Genomic DNA, 18375 nt, shown 5'->3' with positions numbered 1-18375 from the left:
TGGTTAGAATACTGAATTGTAATTTCGGGCATAAAGGCTCTTTATCGCATCTTCGCACTGGTTGAAGTGGTGCGTCAGCACATGGTCGATGTAAGCGGACAGCGTAAGCCGGTCATGCCCGATTACACGGGTGATACGCATGATACGCTCGTGGTACTCCGGGCGCACATACGCCATCTTCCCCTCACGTGCCTTTACTTCCGGGTCGCGGATGAACAGGCGTTCATAGTCCTTCTCACTGCATTTGCCGCTTACCGGGACAGGCGACAGTATTTCCACACTCGCCTGCACTTGGGTAAACATACCTCCGCAGTCTTGCTGTGGTCTTTTTTCATTCGGTGTCATTTCTTTTTCCATTTTCAAATCAGATCTTCACGTTGTTTCTTGTACAGTTCGTTGATTCTCTCCTTGTGCTGTTCCAGATGCTGGCGCAGCACGGTATCCACATATCCGCCTACTGAGATTTCCCCTCCGGCGATGTCGTTCACGATTCTGAGGATCTTGCCGTGGACGTCACGGCTGATATAGACACATTGGCGGGTCTTTATCTCGTTGCGGCGCAGGAATAGCTCGTTGTAGTCCTCGTCCTGCCTTTTCCGGCGTCCACTTTCCCTCTGCGCTTTTTCCCGTGTTACGGGTTGCACAGGAGATGGTTCCGGTGCGGCGGTGTCCTCTTCGGTCGGTGCAGCTGCGGGTACTTCCTGTGCGGGGCGCAGTGTCCCGTCCTGTGTGCGCCGCCCGATGGAGGCTAACAGCAGTTCCTCGTCGATGCCTTCCGTGTTCACTTTCCTGCTGCCCATGCTCACTGCGGTCTGATGATGTCGCTTATCTCTTCGGAAAACTCCCGGATGCCACTCCCTTTCAGCAGTGCCGTGTCCATCGGGAAGATGGTGGAGCGGAAAACGCTCTTGCGCTCTTCCGAAAGGTCACGGCGGAACTTCTTGCTGTCGGGCAAGCGGGTGGAAAGTACCGGAAAGCCCATTTCGGCTATCACTTCCTCGTAGATGCCGTACAAGTCGTTCCTCTCCCTGCCGTCCACCATCGTCCAGAACAGATGCAGCCCCTTTGTTTTCGCCTGTCCGGTAGTCATCAGCCTGTCGCGGAACATCGTGACGAATTTCAGGGTACTCTCCACGACAAAGCGGTCGGCACTCAGCGGAGTGAAAATGTAGTCCATCTGCGAGAGCGTCTTTATCACGCCGTTGCTTCGGAGTGTGCCGGGCATGTCGAAGAACACCACGTCGGGTTTCACGTCCTCAGTGGCAATCATCCTCTCGGCATCGTCGAGGGCGTTCACCGCATTGCTTTTGACGATGGTGTAGGCGTTCTTTTTGATCCGGCGGAAATGGTCGCAAGCGAGAGCCTTGAAGTAGGTGCTGCTGTCGATAAGCCCCATTTCGTGTTCGCGCAGCCCGTGGATGCTGTGCTGCGGGTCGTCGCAGTCCACGACGGCGACATTGTAGCCTTTCACGTTGTGCAGGTAGCTGGCGGCAAGTGCCGTGACAGTGGATTTGCCGATGCCACCTTTCTGTGTTGCGAATGCAACGAAGATTTCCTTACTCATAGTTCCATTTATTTTAATTGTTGATGATTTGTTTTTCTGTTTCCATACGGATTTGGCTGTCGCACCATCCGCTTCCGTGACTACACACGCAGGCGGGTCGTCGCGTATCCGGTTCTGTGGTGAAGCGGTGCGTCGGACAAATGGTGATTGACGACATTGCGTCATGAAGTCATTGAATCCATACGTCACCGAATTGTCGGAGAACCGGGTTTCCGACGGTTCGGGTATCCGTTTCGGCAAGTATCCGAAGAAGCGGATTTCCGGGTATTTGAATGTTCCGTTTATCATATCTTCAAATCGTTCGTTTCTTGAATCATGCTGCAAATAAACAAGTATATTTTGGAACCTGTATCACTTCTCCGGCAAGTGGCGGCACGTTGCGCCGGTTGGCAGTCATTGACCGGGTCAAGCATCTGTCCGATACCGCTTTAAGGGCGTAACTTTGCACCCGGACAGCAGGGTTCGCCGATGACGCGCGGCCCGGAGTCCTGAAAGGTATTTTCCCAATCCGTCCCCTGACGGATTTTTATGTTCACCTGAACATAGCAAGATGTCTTTTCAGCCGCTCAAAATATTTTGAGCAGCCACGAAAAGCACTTGCCCTTGCAGGGGGCGGGCTTTCCCTCCGAAGTCGGGAAGCCTTTCAGAACTGCGGTGCTGTAATCCGAAGCGGCGGCTTATGCCGTCAATCCGCTAAATCCAAAGTAATATGAAAGAGAAAAGGAAAAGCAAATCAGGGAGAAATCCCAAACTTGATCCGGCGGTGTACCGGTACACCGTCCGTTTCAACGAGGAGGAACACAACCGTTTCCTCGCCATGTTCGGAAAATCGGGTGTCTATGCACGGTCTGTTTTCCTCAAAGCGCACTTCTTCGGGCAACCGTTCAAGGTGCTGAAGGTGGACAAGACGTTGGTGGACTATTACACCAAACTGTCGGATTTTCATGCACAATTCCGTGCCGTGGGTACGAATTACAACCAAGTCGTGAAGGAACTGAGGCTGCATTTTTCAGAGAAAAAGGCGATGGCGTTGCTCTACAAATTAGAGCAACACACCGTCGAACTCGTGAAACTGAGCCGCCGGATTGTGGAACTTTCAAGGGAAATGGAGGCAAAATGGTCGCAAAAATCAGTGTAGGAAGTTCGTTGTACGGCGCGATTGCCTACAACGGGGAGAAGATTAACGAGGCGCAGGGGCGGCTTCTCACCACCAACCGCATCTACAATGACGGTTCGGGAACGGTGGACATAGGCAAGGCGATGGAGGGTTTTCTCACCTTCCTGCCACCGCAGATGAAGATCGAGAAGCCGGTGGTGCATATCTCTCTCAACCCGCACCCGGAGGATGTGCTGACCGATATTGAGTTGCAGAATATCGCCCGCGAGTATCTGGAAAAACTCGGTTTCGGAAACCAGCCTTATCTTGTATTCAAGCACGAGGACATCGACCGCCACCACCTGCACATCGTGACGGTCAACGTGGACGAGAACGGGAAAAGGCTCAACCGGGATTTTCTCTACCGCCGCAGCGACCGTATCCGCAGGGAACTGGAACAGAAGTACGGATTGCATCCGGCAGAACGTAAAAATCAGAGATTGGATAATCCGTTGCGCAAGGTGGCCGCATCGGCAGGTGATGTGAAGAAGCAGGTAGGCAACACCGTGAAGGCTCTGAATGGGCAGTACCGTTTCCAGACGATGGGCGAATACCGTGCGCTCCTTTCCTTATATAATATGACGGTGGAGGAAGCGAGGGGCAACGTGCGCGGACGGGAGTATCACGGGCTGGTCTATTCCGTCACGGACGACAAGGGTAACAAGGTGGGCAACCCGTTCAAATCCTCGCTTTTCGGGAAGTCCGCAGGCTATGAAGCCGTACAGAAGAAGTTTGTCCGTTCCAAATCGGAAATCAAGGATAGGAAACTGGCAGACATGACGAAACGCACCGTCCTTTCCGTGCTGCAAGGCACTTATGACAAGGACAAATTTGTATCCCAACTCAAAGAGAAGGGCATCGACACCGTACTGCGCTACACAGAGGAAGGGCGCATCTATGGGGCTACCTTCATCGACCACCGCACGGGATGCGTGCTGAACGGTTCGCGCATGGGTAAGGAGCTTTCGGCGAATGCCTTGCAGGAACACTTCACCCTGCCATACGCCGGACAACCGCCGATACCGCTATCCATCCCTGTGGATGCTGCGGACAAGGCACACGGGCAGACCGCCTACGACAGTGAAGATATATCGGGCGGTATGGGCTTGCTCACTCCCGAAGGTCCGGCGGTAGATGCCGAGGAAGAGGCTTTCATCCGGGCGATGAAGCGCAAAAAGAAGAAAAAACGCAAGGGCTTGGGTATGTAATCAGAGTATCAACAATTAAAAAATCAATGTATGTCACAACAAGAAGACGATTTGAGGGCATTGGCGAAAATCATGGATTTTCTGCGTGCCGTGAGTATCATTTTAGTGGTCATGAACGTGTACTGGTTCTGCTACGAAGCCATCCGGCTGTGGGGCGTGAACATCGGCGTGGTGGACAAAATCCTTCTGAACTTCGACCGCACGGCGGGGCTGTTCCATTCCATTCTCTACACGAAGCTGTTTTCCGTCCTTTTGCTTGCCTTGTCCTGTCTGGGTACGAAGGGTGTCAAGGGTGAGAAAATCACTTGGGGGAGAATCTGGACAGCATTTGCCGTCGGGTTCGTGCTGTTTTTCCTGAACTGGTGGTTGCTGCCCCTGCCGCTGCCGCTTGAAGCGGTGACGGGACTGTATGTCCTTACCATTGGAACGGGCTATGTCTGCCTGTTGATGGGTGGTCTGTGGATGAGCCGCCTGTTGAAACACAATTTGATGGAGGATGTTTTCAACAACGAGAACGAGAGTTTCATGCAGGAAACGAGGCTTATCGAAAGCGAGTATTCGGTCAATCTGCCGACACGTTTCTATTACAGGAAACGCTGGAACAACGGTTGGATCAATGTAGTTAATCCCTTCCGTGCGTCCATCGTGTTGGGTACGCCGGGCAGCGGCAAGTCCTATGCCGTGGTAAACAATTTTATCAAGCAACAGATTGAAAAGGGCTTTAGTCAATACATCTACGATTTCAAGTATCCCGACCTATCTACTATTGCCTACAACCATTTGCTGAACCACCCGGACGGCTACAAGGTAAAGCCGAAGTTCTATGTGATCAACTTCGACGACCCGCGACGCTCTCATCGGTGCAATCCCATTCACCCGGATTTTATGGAAGATATTACGGATGCCTATGAGAGTGCCTACACAATAATGCTCAACCTCAATAAAACGTGGGTGCAAAAGCAGGGCGACTTCTTCGTGGAGTCACCTATCATTCTGTTTGCCAGTATTATCTGGTATCTCAAAATCTATCAGAACGGGAAGTTTTGCACGTTTCCCCATGCTATCGAGTTTCTGAACCGCCGTTACGAGGATATATTTCCGATACTGACCTCTTATCCGGAGCTGGAGAACTACCTTTCGCCGTTCATGGATGCGTGGCTTGGAGGGGCTGCGGAGCAGCTCATGGGTCAGATAGCGTCGGCAAAAATCCCGCTTTCGAGGATGATTTCACCGCAGCTCTACTGGGTGATGTCAGACAGCGAGTTTACGCTGGACATCAACAATCCCGAAGAGCCGAAAATCCTCTGCGTGGGTAACAATCCCGACCGTCAGAATATCTACGGTGCGGCACTCGGTCTGTATAATTCCCGTATCGTGAAGCTCATCAACAAGAAGGGGATGCTGAAGTCATCGGTCATCATCGACGAGTTGCCCACAATATACTTCAAAGGGTTGGACAATCTTATAGCTACCGCCCGAAGCAACAAGGTTGCCGTGTGTCTGGGCTTTCAGGATTTCAGCCAGTTAGTGCGTGACTACGGGGACAAAGAGGCGAAAGTGGTGATGAACACTGTCGGCAATATTTTCTCCGGTCAGGTGGTGGGGGAAACAGCCAAGACGCTCTCCGAGCGGTTCGGTAAGGTGTTGCAGAAACGGCAGTCCATCTCCATCAACCGGCAGGATGTTTCCACCTCCATCAACACGCAGATGGACGCGCTCATTCCACCGAGTAAGATTTCCGGGCTTACGCAGGGAATGTTTGTCGGTTCTGTATCCGACAACTTCAACGAGCGTATCGAGCAGAAGATTTTTCATTGCGAGATTGTGGTGGATGCCGAAAAGGTGAAACGGGAAGAAAGTGCCTACAAGAAAATTCCCGTCATTACAAACTTCACGGACGAGGACGGCAACGACCGCATGAAGGAAACGGTGCAGGCGAACTACCGGCGCATCAAGGAAGAGGTGAAGCAGATTGTGCAGGAGGAACTGGAGCGTATCAAAAACGATCCGGTGCTGTGTAAACTGCTACCAGATAATGAGACTGTCTAACAAGTCCCCAAAATTGAAAATTATCCCTATCGAAGTTTGAAGTGACCCCCAAAAGTTGGATACAATTTTTTTGGGGGGCACTTCAGTTCTGACGGGTAAAATCGTAAAATTCGGACTTGTTAGACAAATACTTACGCGGTTTCAACCTCAGGTACTGAATCTATCGAATTGACAAATTTAACCAATTGCGGATCTGAATCTTTTTGTATGAGGTTTCGGAGACTCTTTTTCAATTCATAAGCATCATCCCCTGCTGTATTTATTAAATCCATATAAAAATCTTTGTTTTGCAGAATCAATGAACGGCATGCCCCATCGGAAATTACAGGTTTCACTATTTTATCAATAACGTCTCCAGCTTGACTTTTCAAATTACCATGCGATCTAAGCCATGTTTCGAAAAATTGAAACTTTATTGCATTGATAGTCTTTTTACCGATGCAGAAATCATTTCTTATATCGGTAACTGTCGATTTAATTTTTCGTTTATCCAATCTTTCAACTATATTCTTGAAACAATTAGGGAAAGGATTCAAACTTTGAGTTCCAGAAGCAATATCCATCAGAATCTTTTTGCCAAATTCAGTCAAGTTATCTGGCAAGGATTTGATTTTAGCCAGTAAATGTTTTATTGCGACAAACCAATAATATGATGTATGTGCTGTTCTTTGGGCGTATAATGTATCAACACTTATTTCAGACAACGCTTCGAACGCTATTTTATTGATATGATCGGTCAGGACATTGCTTATTTTAGTGGTCAAATCGTAAAAAGATGCGTCAGGAATTACATCTTTAATATTGTTCTTAGTGATATACTTATCCAAATCGGTATTCCACTCTGCTAAATGCTCGATAAATACCTCATCCGTTACACCTATTCTGTTCTTAATATCTTCAAATTGGGGCAATATGTCTGAGAGCAATAATTTATAGCCAAGTTTATGATTTACCATGTATTGTAGTGTTTCATTTAATAGCGGTATATTCCATCCCACACTATTTACTAATAAGTCTCCATGATCCACATAATAGTCCATGAGTTCTGCAACATATTTTATATCTCCACCCTCTATTAAGGAAACGGAATGACCATGTGCCAATTGCATGGCGACTAAATCGTAATATCCAGACTCTTTAATGTTTCGGCCATCAGTTTCTAATTCAGAATGCAACTGATTTATGTAGGTTGAATCTAACGTTACAGGTAAAGGTCTTTCTTCGTCAGATGCCAATAAACGATAGGTTGTAAATATAGCCCCTATATTATCTTTATTTACATTCTGTTCATCAATGCAATTCGTGATCGCTTGCAAAAGCGTTGGAAACGTATAGGTAGAATTATCTTTTAACGTTTTTACAATATCTGCATGGTCGAAATTATCGGGTAGTAAGTTTGCCAAATAATTATCGAGCGCCTCCGAATTTGTTGCTACTTGATAATATTTATATGCTTTAGTTGTCGCGTTATCCCGATAGGCAGCATCTGTTGCATTTGCAGCTTGAATATAATCGATAAATGTATTTGGCTTGACTGTTTTTGCTTCAATCAATGACGTAAAATCGCACGCCAACTTATTTTGCGCAATAAACCTGTCTATTGCATCTAACGTTTTGAAATAGTCGCCGCCATTGAAGTCATTGAACCGAACTATCTTCTTATATAATTGAGCAATCACATGGTTTTGGCTTTCCGTGTCTAAATGCAACAGCAGTTCTTGGTATTCGACAGGGAACACCTGCTTCTCTATGGATTCTTTTAATTTCAATTGTGCTATTCTTTGCCATACACGCAGAATAACATCGCTCTTTCGAGTTAATTTATGCAAACAATGTATAATCTTATCGATAAGCGCATTGTCCATACATTGTATAACTTCTTCTAATACAGTGTCAAATTGTTTATTAGTCTCTGCATATTGATTTATGTCGTGGTCTTCTTCTCCGTTGATGCAGCCTTCAATATATTTTTTCAATGGAATTTGTCGAGCATCTTCAACATCGACACCATATACCAAAGCTGCAATTTCGCGTTGTGTTTGCAGATCATTGTTAATTATTGTTTGAATGCCATTCAGATAGTCGCCGGACAATATTTGTTCTACTGGATTTGCCAGAATATCCGTCTTCTTCAAACAGAACAATGCTATGTTTATCATCAAAATTTCGTTACACCACTCTTGTTTAAGAGCGACCATCTCATTGATATATGATATAATTTCCCTAACATTGGCATTAGGATTTACCAATCTGAATATCCGATTTATAGTTTCTTTCGCTTCATTTTCTGTTTCTCCAAATGCTTCAACAAACAGTTTGTTGAATATACTTCGATAGTCGGTAATAACAGGAGGAGCAACACGATAAACAATAGGGAAAGTTTTATTGATAAAATACTTGGTCAGTTGTTTCGTTTGTTCGTCGGTCTCATCTCCGAATGCACAAGCTAAATGTGTTTCATCGAAAGGAATAACAGCCCAAACATTTTCAAAACCGCTATCGGCGAAGAACGTATGGATAGAAGACCATAATTCTTTTACTTTTTCAGCGGGGAGACGATCCATGTTGTCAAAAACAAGGACTAATTTACGTTGTCCTTTTTCCTTGATAAAATCAGAAATGTCTTGCATCCATGTTTTGAACTCGTAAACCGTTGGTTCGTCTTCGCTCAAAGTCTCATAGCAAACGTCCTTTTCGACTTTATCTTGATAAATAGCTAACATATAACTCCATCCATATTTATGATCTTTGCTATATGCCCATTTCCAAACGCACAATGCAATAAGAACTGGCAGTGCAGCTATGATAATAGACAATAAAGAAAACCACCATGTTGTGGGTGTAGGTTTTACTGCATACGCAATAAATGTAAATATCGGAGTTAAAACTGCAACCAAAAATGCCGCAACCATACCATTACTGATAAGGGGATATTTTTCGGTTACGGTCTCCGTTTTACGGGCTAATAAATATTTCAGCTTTTCAGACCATGATACGGTTTTCGTACCTCCACCTTTGACTTTTATTGTTGCATTTCCAGATAGGATACCATCATCAATAAGTTTGCTTGTAAGCAATTCCAATATAGAGCGGCGTTGCAAGTCCTCTTGATGTCCCCATGCGTCATACTCAAAAAAGTAATAGTCGTCTGATAATTCACGTTCCAACATTTTAACCACGTTGGATTTTCCAGATCCCCAAATACCTTCGATGCCGATAATTCGAGGTAAAGTACATTCCTCATCCAATGAATCATTCTGACAAAAATGGCGAGCAATAGTTTTTGCCAACCTTTCTTGCGAACCTCCATCGAATTTGTCAATACCACACGGTTTATTTTGGATAAACCGCGGATATTGCTGTTTGGATTGTAGTTTTGTTTCCATATACGTAATTTATTGATTATACGAACTCCAAATAATTCTCCCGATTTACCACATGAAACTCGGCATAGGGATAGGCTTCTTGGAAGGCTTTCGGTGCGGCCGGCATTTTATTTCCCCACTTGAACTCCAAGGCGGTAAGACTGTCGGCACTCTCCTCAATCAGGTCGATTTCCTGTTTGTCGTAGGTGCGCCAGAAATAGAACTCCCTGTGCAGTCCCTCATTGAAGTTCGCTTTGCGCCGCTCTCCGATGATGTAGTTCTCCCACAGCGCACCGACATCCTGCCGAATGGCCAGCGGTGAGAAAGCCCCGATAATGGCATTGCGAATGCCGTTGTCGTAGAAGTACCACTTGCCAGCTTTTGTAACCTCCTTGCGTAGGTTACGCGAATAAGCCCCCAGACGATAGATAACGAAGACCTTTTCCAATAGGTCGAGGTATTTTTCAACGGTCGTCTTGCTCATGCCGAGTTGTTTACCTAACTCTTCGTAAGAAACTTCGCTGCCCAACTGAAAAGCTATCAATCGCAGTAGATCGCGCATCTTGCTCGAATTTTTTAAGCCGTCAATTGCTAAGATATCTTTAAGCAGGTATGCACCGACAATATCACGTAGGTAGTCTGTTTTACGTTCATAGTTCTCCATCATTACTACTTCGGGATAGGAACCGTAAATCAAGCGCGCTTCGAGGTTCTGGCGGGTTTCAAGTGCCGTTTCCGTCTGTGCGATTTCCCGTTGCGAGAATGGTGTAAGGAGAAATTGCGTACTGCGGCCGACCAACGGTTCACCAGTCTTATTCAGCAAATCGAATGACGAAGAACCACTTGCCAAGACACTTATTCCCGGTATTTCATCAACTATCAACTTCAGAATACTACCGATTTGTGGTATGTTCTGTGCCTCATCAATAGCCAGCAAATCAATACCATCCAATAAATGCCGATAATTGGCTATTGAGCGATTCTCCAATAGTGCTAATGTGTCGTAGTCTTCGCCGTTGAGCATCATCGTCCTACCTGAATAGTTGTCCACAATTTTACGCATCATTACCGTTTTACCAACACGGCGAGCACCAAAAATCAGTACTGCTTTATTGGGCGCGATTCGTGCTGTAATCTTCTCTTGAAGTATTCTATTTACTGTTTCCATACCTTATAAAATATAATGCAAAGATAATCATATTTTTTTAATTGGCGAATTTTACAAAAAAAACGGGCTATTAAATGGCGATTTTTACAACCACAATCTTATGGAAGTTGTTTCATTGTTTTTAGTAATGATATATGTTCATACTATGATGACTCAATAATTTACCAGACATACGTTTCTGAAATTTGTCCTTATAGGAATGAAAAACTCACATATATTGTGCTAATTAATATATAATTAAATGAAAATAAAAAGACAGGATACGAGTATTCCTGTCTTCTCATATGTAATGGATATTTTTTTATTTTCTCATCCGCTCCAACTCCTCATCACGCAACATTCTCTCGTTCAGTTTTTCCTGCATCCTGTCAATGAAATAGGTGCGGCTTTCGTTCTTCCGGCGTTTGATATCAGTGTAGAAGCGGTAGCAGTCTTTAGAATCAACCCCGAATATCTTATAGAGAAGTGGGGCGAGCTGTTTGAGCGGCATATTGCCGTTGTTGATGCAGCCCATCACGTCTATGCCGTAGATAAGTTCCACGAGGTCGATGGCATTGCCCGTCCATTGAAGAAGGCTGGCGGTGGTTTCTGTTGCGTTGTTGGCGGATATTAGTGGTGGCACTTGGGGCGTGGCAAGGAATTTCTGCATCTTTCTTACGAAAGACAGAGCCTTGCTGACGTAGGCGGCAATCTCTCTTTTTTCTTCTGACAGATTACGTACGGGATGGTGCTGCAACTCGATTTCGATGTAGGCAAGCGCGATGACGGTAAGGTTCATGTCCATGCCGCCGTTGCACAGTTCGATCACTTGGGTGGCGAAAGCCGTGTATGCCGTTTCCATATTGCAGTCGCCGGCTTCGTTTATCAGGCGGAAAAAGTCGGTTTCCGCCAGCAAGAAATAATTCATGGTTCTGTCAATTTTGAAAATTACACTTTGTTTTCTGCGTGCGCACATGAATATAATTGGCAAAAAACGCGGCAGAAAATAAAAAATCCAACACTCAATTTTACAAAGTGCTGGATTTCAGAGGTATAAAATTCAGTATTTTTTCACAAGGACAAATTATCTCCGACTTAAATTGTTTGTAATCGGAACATTTATTCTATTCCTGAAAATAGAAATGTATGCTTGCCGCACATTTTGGCTATCTTGCTTTTTTATCAAGGATATAGATAATGCGACATACACCGTTGGGATAGCTTTTCAAAGAGGAAAGCGTCCAGTGTTGCTCTGGCAGAGCCGACTTAAAAAAATGTCGTCCGCTTCCGGATATGAAAGGAACGGTGTATAGTATGATTTCATCCACAGCGTGCATCCGCAGCAGTCCGTTTATATAGTCTGCCGTGTCCGGTGTGGCTTCCGCGAGGTAACGGATGTTTGTGCAGTCTTTTCTCCATTCGTGCAGCATTGAAATGGAATAGTCCGGTGTCACACGGTAAAAGGCTTTCTTCCTGATTTCATCAAGACCGCAACGGTCAAGGCACAAATCCTGATGTGCTTTATCATATAACTCTGAAGAAAGACATCCGTCCATCGTCAGTACGGCGAGAATCTGAACTTTACCCATAATCGTTTCCTTTCGTTAGGCAAGGGTAAAAAAGTAGCGTGCAATTCACACTACCTTCAAGCGATGGCTCTGGTAAAGCCTTTACGGAGAGTACGTGAATGCACGCTATGCGTAAGCATAGCATAAGCATCACGCAATCGTCTCCGTAGTTCCAATTTACCAGATTTTCGCTTGAAACGCCTTGCGGTCTTATCCTATATGTTGGCGGCGAAAAGCTCCTGCCAATCGCCGTTTTTCTCAAATGTTATGCAAAGATAGCCAAATTCAGTGAATTACGGGCTATGATTGCTTGAATTTATATTTAAGTCCATACTCTTCAAGTTTGCTGTATAGTGTTGTCCTGCCTATGCCGAGCAGTTCTGCGGCGACACTCCGGTTGCCGTTTGCCTGTTTCAACGCACGCAATATCCGCTCCTTATCCTCCGCGTCATTGCGCAAGGCGAAGCTGACAGTAGAGGTCGGTTTCGTCACGGCAAGTTCCAGATGCTCTTTCATGACAACACCTTCCTGCGCCTGCAATACAGCACCCATAACTTTCTGCCGAAGTTCCCGCACGTTGCCCGGCCATGCGTGTGTCAGCAACGCTTTACGTGCTTCGGAACTGAACCCGCTCACGCTACACTCCAGCTCTCTGTTTGCCATATCACGGAAGAACTCTGCCAGCGGCATAATGTCTTCTTGACAGTCACGCAACGGAGGAACGGTTATCCCGAAGTCGTGCAGGCGGTACAGAAGATCCTGCCGAAAACGCTTTTCATTCACCGATACCTCCAAATCTTCATTGGTAGCAGCGATGATGCGGACATTGAAATTCCGGTCTGCCTTGTCTCCGACCGGGCGATACCGCCTCTCCTGTATGGCACGGAGCAACATCTGTTGGGTTTCCAACGCGAGGTTTCCTACCTCGTCCAGAAACAACGTGCCGCCTTCCGCCTCATGGAAATATCCTTTCTTGGCATTGTCCGCACCTGTAAATGCACCTTTGACGTGTCCGAAGAAAGCCGACGGTGCAAGCTCTTTGGAGAGTGAACCGCAGTCCACCGCCACAAATGGCTTGCCTGCACGTTTGCTCTTGTCATGCAACAGGTGGGCAATATGCTCCTTGCCCGTGCCGTTCTCACCAAATATCATCACGCTCATATCGGTGGCGGCTACCAGCCTTATGCGGTGCATGATTTTCTGAAAGGCGGAACCTTCACGGGCGAATATAGGCATACGGCGTTGTCCTGCCTGACGTTCTTTCAGTATGGAACGGATCAGGGGGACAAGTTTATCCTCCACAAGCTGTTTGGGAATATAGTCTATCGAGCCGAGTTTCATGCTTTCCACGGCGGTATTAACTTCGGCGTAGTCGGTCATAATGATGAAGGGCTGCATCTTTCCCTCCTTTCGCATCCAGCACAAAAGGTCTATGCCACTGCCGTCAGGCAGACGCAGGTCGGCAACCACGATATCATTATCTGTTGCCTGTTGCAGATGTTTCTTCGCGGTTGAGAGGTGGTAAGCCTTCATATTGCGGTAGCCCTCCCGTGACAGCATATTGCAGACATATTCGCAATACACGATGTTGTCTTCCACCACAATTATTTTTGTCTTATTCATCTTCGTATTTTCTCCTTTCCTCTTCTGCCAACCGTATTATTTCCACTCCCTTATCCAGCACGGCAGTCACGGCATGGCTTAACGCTTCACCATCCGGGAGAGCATCGCCACGAAGCAATCCGTAAAGTACATTCAGCGGTTGGTCGGCACGGAGCACCTCCCACGAACTGCGCAGGTGGTGGATCAGGGAATCCAGCTTTTGCAGGTCTTTTTCTTTTGCTGCATCCCGTACCGCCTGCATTTCCTTTTCTGTTTCAGTTATCAACTTTTCCAGCATGACGGCTTCATTGCCATAGGACAATAAGGCGGAAAAGTCCGGTTTCCCGTCCGGTGTCGCTTTTATGGCACACCTGTCGGAAACCTCCATCAGTTCCGATATGGAGAACGGTTTGAACAGGCATCCGGCAAAGCCTTTTGCCAATAGTTCCCCTTTGTTACAACTGCCCGAAGCGGTTGCCACAACCACCGGGATTGTTGGTGAATTGCCCACGTTGGACGAACGCAACAGTTCCAGCAATTCGAAACCGTTTATATCGGGCATATTCAAGTCTGTCAGCAACAGGCTGTATTCTTTCTGGCGTATCATTTCCATCAGTGCCGCAGCATCGGTGCAAGTGTCGCAGTGTATTCCTTCTTGGGAATACATCTCTTTCAGCATCAGAAGTAATACCTCATCATTGTCAATGGCGACAACATCATGGAATTTATTGTTATGATAAACAGGTGTATTGCTTGTATATCCAAGCTGTTCTTCAGCTTCCTGCATAGAAATTTCAACTGTGAAACGACTGCCTTTCCCTTTCTTGCTGTCTAAACGGATTGTTCCGCCAAGCATCGACACAATATTACGCATTATGGCAAGCCCAAGCCCGAAACCCTCCTTTGCGGCGGCATTTGATAGACGTTCAAACGCACCGAACGCTTGTTTCTGTTCCTCTTCTGTCATGCCTGTACCTGTATCTTCAACGACCAGTGTCAGAACTCCATTATCATATTCAGTAATCAAAGAAACACCGCCTTCTTCTGTGAACTTGACAGCGTTTGACAGCAGGTTATTCCCGATTTGTATTATTCGCTCTTTGTCGGTCAATACAATGGCATCGTGTCCAGTCTTCACGGACAAGGACAGCCCTTTGTTCACGGCAACAGGCATGAACTCCGTTTCAAGTGTGTGCGTGATTGCTGAAATCCGGCAGGGTGACAGACGGGGCTGTTCCTTGCCGTTGTCCAGGCGGAAGAAGTCAAGCAAAGTGTTAAGCATATCCCGCATACGGTCGGAGGATTGCAGTATGTTTTGGATATACTGCCCGGACTTATCCTCACACTGTTCTTTCCGTATCAGTCCGGCATAGCCTGTTATTGCTGTCAGCGGTGTGCGCAGTTCATGGGTGATAGTATGTACCGCCTTCTTCCTTGACGTTATCAGTGCCTCGTTCCGTTGTACGGATTGTTCCAGTTGCCTTATCAAATCAGTTGTCTTGTGCTTGTATTGTTTAATGCTTTTTGCATCACGATGTATGATGATGTAGGAAATTAACAACAATAGAAGAACGAATCCCATTAAACCGCCTACTTGCATAAATGACTTTTCACGCATGGCAACTATTTCGTTTTCCCGGCTTTGCAGTTCGGTTTGTACCTTTTCTTCTATTTGGCAAATCAATTCTTGCAGTTGTCTGTTAAGTTCTGCATTACGAGCTGCAAGGCTGTCGGCTTGTTCCGACAATTGGCGATCCTGCACTTTCTGTTCGCTGATTACGTTTCTATTGACCGAATGAAGGATAGTGGTTGATACTGCTGGAGTTACTTCCTTTTTTTTGCCGAATATGCCTAAGAAACCTTTTCGTTTTGGCTTTTTGGACTGTTCCTGCACACTTTTCTGTACAATAACCGGAATTTGATTGGCTATCTTCTTGTTAATAGATTGTTGTTCATCCATTAACCGGACTATCTGGAACATCTGTCGTTCCTTATCCTCTAAAAGACTGCGCACACTATCGATGCGCTCTGCTGGATAGGTGGCCTTGAAACGGCAGAGCATACTGTCCATTGCCATACGCCGTGCATGGTAATGCTCGATATCTTTATCGTTCCATTCCAGTATTGTTTCACCCAATAGAGAAAATTTTATCATTTGAATATTGATATTGTTTATTTCTTTTCGGAGCTCGTCTATTTTTTTATTGCCAAGTTCTAATGCTTCTATCTCCTGCCATTCATAGAGGCTATTATATGCCATACATCCGATAAGAATGGAGATAAGTATATATCCCAACCGTATTGCCTTATAGAAATTTCCTGACCGCTCCATTATTTTAATGACATTGATTTTTGGAACATGAATAAAAGTTTATCTTTTTCGTTCATGCGGATATTATCAGAATAACCGTCTTTTGTTATTTGATACCCACATGGCTTAACCATAAAAATGCCTAAGCCCTTAGTGTACGAACTTACTTCTGAGGCATAGTCTTTACTTGTATTTAATGGAACTTTCCCTTTAATATGACACCACTCATTATTACAACTGATGTCTTCAATCTCAGACATCAGTTTTTGCAAATCTGTAATAGCTTTGGAACTCGCTACTTGGGGTATCTGCAACTCAAAACAGAGCATCGGTTCGAGAATGTCCACACCTGACTGTTGCAAAGCCAGCCTGAAGACATAAGGGGTCAGCTGTCTGAAATCAGCAGGTGTACTTACCGGGCTATAATACTCGGCTTGAGTAAAAGTTACTTTCAGATCTGTCACTTCCCATCCATGTAAACCAGATTGGCAAGACATACGAATCCCTTCAAAAACGGCATTTTGAAAAGAATGGTTCAGATAACCATAGGAGATGTCACTTTCGATTTGCAACCCTGCCCCTAACGGTAAGGGTTCAAGAGTCAGCCCTATTGTGGCCCAGTAAGGGTTGGGTGGTACTTCGATCTGAATAATCTTATTGACCTTTTTTATAGGTCGTTCTTTGTAGATAGTCTTGATCTCATCAAAATGGACCTTTACGGAAAATCGTTCTTCCAGCAATGTCTGTATGATTTCCTTTTGGGTCAAACCATATAACGAGATTTCCAATTCATCACTATATGAGTTTATGGAAAAGGACAAAGACGGGTCTTCAATCCACAATGTATTCAGAGCGGATATCACCTTGCTTCTCTCTTCGGGCTTATTTGGCCGGACGGAGGATTTGAGAGCGGGATGCTGATGAGATAATCCTTGAATCAAACAAGGTTTAGCACCTAAATAATCTCCGATTCGAAAATCTTCTATATCTTCTACAATCGCGATATCATTGGCACCCACTTCATCAACATTTATCTCTCTGCCCTGATAAATAGTCTTTAGATTTTTAATCTTGATGAATTTTTCCGAATCGTTGATTCTTACAACGTCTCGAAGTCTCAGACTTCCGTCAATTATTTTAAGAAAACTTCTTTTATGCCCTTTGGGGTCATGCTCTATCTTATAGAGATAAGCTGAAAGTCTGTTTGAGACTGATGCCGGAGGAAGTATAAAAGAAGAAATGGCGTCCAACAACTCATTGATACCGATATTGAACATTGCTGATCCATGTAGCACCGGATAGACTTTGGCTTTTGCCACAAGAGCGATTATCGTATTCCAATAATCAGCCGGTGAAATTTCGCTATCCGCCAAATATCGTTCTAATATATCGTCGTCATGGTTGCATACAAATTCTTTGTATTCTTCCTTTATATATGTTTGGGAGCAAACCGGATAAACCGATCCATCGACAACAGTTTGCATAAACAGGACATCTTGCGACAGATTTGTTTTTATATCCATATACAAACGCTCCAAATTCACACCGGCACGGTCAATCTTATTGATAAATATAATTGTCGGGATTTGCAGCTTTTGTAAAGTACTGAACAGCAACTTTGTCTGCGCTTGTATGCCTTCCTTTGCGGATAAGATGAGGACTGCTCCATCAAGCATTTTGAATGTCCGCTCCACTTCCGCAATAAAATCCATGTGTCCCGGAGTGTCAATGATATTGCATTTCACTCCATTCCAGATAATAGATGTCGTAGAAGCCCGGACAGTAATTCCTCTACGTTTCTCTATATCCATAGAGTCCGTTATGGTGTCACCATTATCCACACGGCCGCACTTTTCCGTTGCTCCACTGGCAAACAGCAGATTCTCGGTTACGGAAGTTTTTCCTGCATCAATGTGAGCAAGAATTCCTAAATTTATAATATTCATTTGGATTAAGCAATAATATACTACAGTAGATGCATTGTCGAAACGCACCTTTTAATACCTCCTCGTAGCATATGAGAACTACAGGATTACTAACTCGTATTAATATGTATATTATTACTGCCGCATAACGATTACAAAATTACACAAAAAAATATATCTAACAAAAGTGGGAGGATTTTTTAACTTTTTACCATAGACATTTTATTAGGGAAGCGTAGGTTCAACTGGCAAGTACAAATAAGTAGAAATGTTTGAACAACACCGTTTTAGGAAGTTGAAAAATCAAGTTTCTCTCTCGGTATAGCGTTTATTTTGGCCAATATCTTCTTTAGTTTAGCATTTGTGTATTTCCCATTCGTGTTCTATTTAGCTCCTTATTATGAGTATGTAGCAAGTTACTTATCAAATTCAGCCTCTTTGAGGGTCAAATATGGTTTTGCAAATGGTGACTGACAAGAC

13 protein-coding genes are annotated in these 18375 nt (G+C 45.1%); 3 read left to right on the top strand and 10 right to left on the bottom strand.

Annotated features, from left to right (window positions below; genetic code table 11):
- Window positions 1-3 precede the first annotated feature (3 nt).
- Genes NQ546_RS01760 through NQ546_RS01750 form a run of 3 tightly spaced genes read right to left on the bottom strand, consistent with a single transcriptional unit; the run spans window position 4 to window position 1852 of the window.
- On the bottom strand, window positions 4-357 hold the full coding sequence (locus tag NQ546_RS01760; protein WP_004291505.1) for a DUF3408 domain-containing protein: 354 nt from the start codon (window positions 355-357) through the stop codon (window positions 4-6).
- Window positions 358-359: 2 nt separating this feature from the next.
- Window positions 360-800 (bottom strand): DUF3408 domain-containing protein, encoded by a 441-nt coding sequence (locus NQ546_RS01755; RefSeq protein ID WP_004291503.1) that lies wholly within the window; start codon window positions 798-800, stop codon window positions 360-362.
- Window positions 801-802: 2 nt separating this feature from the next.
- Complete coding sequence (locus NQ546_RS01750) at window positions 803-1852, bottom strand: ParA family protein (protein ID WP_004291492.1); 1050 nt, start codon at window positions 1850-1852, stop codon at window positions 803-805.
- A 421-nt stretch (window positions 1853-2273) separates the two neighbouring features.
- Here NQ546_RS01750 and mobA point away from each other — a divergent pair, with 421 nt between their 5' ends.
- The 3 genes from mobA to mobC are packed head-to-tail and all read left to right on the top strand — an operon-like array spanning window position 2274 to window position 5977.
- Entirely contained in the window at window positions 2274-2702 is a 429-nt protein-coding gene (gene mobA / locus NQ546_RS01745) for a conjugal transfer protein MobA (protein WP_004291488.1), read from the top strand.
- Window positions 2681-3928 carry a conjugal transfer protein MobB gene (gene mobB, locus NQ546_RS01740; RefSeq protein WP_004291483.1) on the top strand — a complete coding sequence of 416 codons (1248 nt, stop codon included), beginning with the start codon at window positions 2681-2683 and terminating at the stop codon, window positions 3926-3928. Before mobA ends, mobB begins: the two co-directional genes overlap by 22 nt.
- 30 nt (window positions 3929-3958) lie before the next feature.
- Window positions 3959-5977, top strand: a complete 2019-nt coding sequence (gene mobC / locus NQ546_RS01735) for a conjugal transfer protein MobC (protein ID WP_004291482.1) — start codon at window positions 3959-3961, stop codon at window positions 5975-5977.
- A gap of 131 nt (window positions 5978-6108) precedes the next feature.
- Here mobC and NQ546_RS01730 read toward each other — a convergent pair whose 3' ends face one another.
- The 7 genes from NQ546_RS01730 to tet(Q) all read right to left on the bottom strand — a co-directional run bounded on the left by NQ546_RS01730 (window position 6109) and on the right by tet(Q) (window position 17916).
- The gene (locus NQ546_RS01730; protein WP_004291481.1) at window positions 6109-9363 is read right to left on the bottom strand and encodes a P-loop NTPase fold protein; all 3255 of its coding nucleotides are present in this window, start codon (window positions 9361-9363) and stop codon (window positions 6109-6111) included.
- 16 nt (window positions 9364-9379) lie between these two features.
- A complete protein-coding gene (locus tag NQ546_RS01725; protein ID WP_004291480.1) occupies window positions 9380-10510 on the bottom strand; it encodes an ATP-binding protein in 1131 nt (376 codons plus the stop codon).
- A gap of 301 nt (window positions 10511-10811) precedes the next feature.
- Window positions 10812-11417, bottom strand: coding sequence for an RteC domain-containing protein (locus NQ546_RS01720; protein ID WP_004304269.1), 606 nt, complete (start codon window positions 11415-11417; stop codon window positions 10812-10814).
- 238 nt (window positions 11418-11655) lie between these two features.
- Entirely contained in the window at window positions 11656-12078 is a 423-nt protein-coding gene (locus NQ546_RS01715) for a dihydrofolate reductase family protein (protein ID WP_004291474.1), read from the bottom strand.
- A 279-nt stretch (window positions 12079-12357) separates the two neighbouring features.
- Complete coding sequence (locus NQ546_RS01710) at window positions 12358-13680, bottom strand: sigma-54-dependent transcriptional regulator (RefSeq protein ID WP_004291471.1); 1323 nt, start codon at window positions 13678-13680, stop codon at window positions 12358-12360.
- Window positions 13673-15991: a hybrid sensor histidine kinase/response regulator gene (locus NQ546_RS01705; protein ID WP_004291467.1), complete on the bottom strand. Its 2319-nt coding sequence runs from the start codon at window positions 15989-15991 to the stop codon at window positions 13673-13675. The genes NQ546_RS01710 and NQ546_RS01705 overlap by 8 nt, the downstream gene beginning before the upstream one ends.
- Window positions 15991-17916 carry a tetracycline resistance ribosomal protection protein Tet(Q) gene (gene tet(Q) / locus NQ546_RS01700; protein WP_004291466.1) on the bottom strand — a complete coding sequence of 642 codons (1926 nt, stop codon included), beginning with the start codon at window positions 17914-17916 and terminating at the stop codon, window positions 15991-15993. Before tet(Q) ends, NQ546_RS01705 begins: the two co-directional genes overlap by 1 nt.
- Window positions 17917-18375 lie beyond the last annotated feature (459 nt).

Origin of the sequence: Bacteroides eggerthii (assembly GCF_025146565.1) — a bacterium.
In the GTDB taxonomy this organism is placed as follows: Bacteria; Bacteroidota; Bacteroidia; order Bacteroidales; family Bacteroidaceae; genus Bacteroides; species Bacteroides eggerthii.
The sequence above is the reverse complement of the archived record's forward strand: the minus strand, read 5'-3'. Positions and strand labels throughout refer to the sequence as shown.

What these genes read in the sequence shown, in the direction of transcription:
- NQ546_RS01760 (WP_004291505.1), bottom strand. Translation starts at nt 357, where the DNA reads ATGGAAAAAGAAATGACACCGAATGAAAAAAGACCACAGCAAGACTGC.
- NQ546_RS01755 (WP_004291503.1), bottom strand. Translation starts at nt 800, where the DNA reads ATGGGCAGCAGGAAAGTGAACACGGAAGGCATCGACGAGGAACTGCTG.
- NQ546_RS01750 (WP_004291492.1), bottom strand. Translation starts at nt 1,852, where the DNA reads ATGATAAACGGAACATTCAAATACCCGGAAATCCGCTTCTTCGGATAC.
- mobA (WP_004291488.1), top strand. Translation starts at nt 2,274, where the DNA reads ATGAAAGAGAAAAGGAAAAGCAAATCAGGGAGAAATCCCAAACTTGAT.
- mobB (WP_004291483.1), top strand. Translation starts at nt 2,681, where the DNA reads ATGGTCGCAAAAATCAGTGTAGGAAGTTCGTTGTACGGCGCGATTGCC.
- mobC (WP_004291482.1), top strand. Translation starts at nt 3,959, where the DNA reads ATGTCACAACAAGAAGACGATTTGAGGGCATTGGCGAAAATCATGGAT.
- NQ546_RS01730 (WP_004291481.1), bottom strand. Translation starts at nt 9,363, where the DNA reads ATGGAAACAAAACTACAATCCAAACAGCAATATCCGCGGTTTATCCAA.
- NQ546_RS01725 (WP_004291480.1), bottom strand. Translation starts at nt 10,510, where the DNA reads ATGGAAACAGTAAATAGAATACTTCAAGAGAAGATTACAGCACGAATC.
- NQ546_RS01720 (WP_004304269.1), bottom strand. Translation starts at nt 11,417, where the DNA reads ATGAATTATTTCTTGCTGGCGGAAACCGACTTTTTCCGCCTGATAAAC.
- NQ546_RS01715 (WP_004291474.1), bottom strand. Translation starts at nt 12,078, where the DNA reads ATGGGTAAAGTTCAGATTCTCGCCGTACTGACGATGGACGGATGTCTT.
- NQ546_RS01710 (WP_004291471.1), bottom strand. Translation starts at nt 13,680, where the DNA reads ATGAATAAGACAAAAATAATTGTGGTGGAAGACAACATCGTGTATTGC.
- NQ546_RS01705 (WP_004291467.1), bottom strand. Translation starts at nt 15,991, where the DNA reads ATGGAGCGGTCAGGAAATTTCTATAAGGCAATACGGTTGGGATATATA.